The sequence below is a fragment of the Vibrio sp. 1727 genome, from assembly GCF_033344415.1.
GTDB classification, from domain to species: domain Bacteria; phylum Pseudomonadota; class Gammaproteobacteria; order Enterobacterales; family Vibrionaceae; genus Vibrio; species Vibrio alginolyticus.
Genome location: NZ_JAWPOT010000201.1, coordinates 1 through 775, shown reverse-complemented (window position 1 = coordinate 775; position 775 = coordinate 1). Strand labels below are relative to the sequence as shown.

2 protein-coding genes are annotated in these 775 nt (G+C 47.1%); both read right to left on the bottom strand.

Translation table 11 applies throughout. The features are described 5' to 3' along the window. Positions 1 to 597 (bottom strand): response regulator (locus tag R8O10_RS24765; protein WP_318191895.1); only part of this gene is annotated, 597 nt, incomplete at its 3' end. Continuing rightward, positions 581 to 775 (bottom strand): Hpt domain-containing protein (locus R8O10_RS24760; RefSeq protein WP_318191894.1); only part of this gene is annotated, 195 nt, incomplete at its 5' end. The genes R8O10_RS24760 and R8O10_RS24765, both read right to left, overlap by 17 nt.

Genomic DNA, 775 nt, shown 5'->3' with positions numbered 1-775 from the left:
ATGACAACGTTCAACAATCGGCAGAAAGTGGTAAGGTGACAACACGCCGTAAATCGGATGACTCCAACGCGCGAGCGCTTCATAACCAAGCACCTCACCACTTTGCGCATCCACTAGCGGTTGGTAATAGTTTTTCACTCGCCCTTCACCCAACGCGAATAAGAACTCTTGATCCTGCACTTCAATGGGTTGAATAAACGTCGCCTTTTTGGTTTTTTCACCTTTCATTAGGCTCAGCAATTCAACCACTTGGTTTTCGTCATACGGCTTAGGCAGCTTCCCTAACACCTCAAAGCTAAACCCTTCGCACATGGCTCGCACCGCAGAGATGATGGTCAGCTCCATCGCACTGACTAACACAACTTGTCCTTGGTATTGAATCTGATCGAGCATTTCCATCATGTCGATGCCGTCTTTTCCTGGCATCTGGATATCGCAAAAAATCACATCAAAATGCTGACGTTGCGCACATTGAATCGCATCATCGACACCGTTGAAGGACGTTACTTGCGCGCAATAGCGATTCAATATCTGCGTAAGTATTGTGGTTTGTAGTGGATGGTCATCAATCACCATCACATTAAGCTGTGTATTCATTCATCTCTGCCCAATAGTCTATATTGTCGATCTCCTGCTCGATTCGTAAAATTAACTCCGCTGCTCGCCTGTCAAACTCCGCCGCGGTGACTCGCTCTGCCTCAATGCAAAGCTCAGTCAGCATGCTGATTCCAATTGCCCCAACTGCACCTTTGATGCCGTGGATAACCCGTTTTTT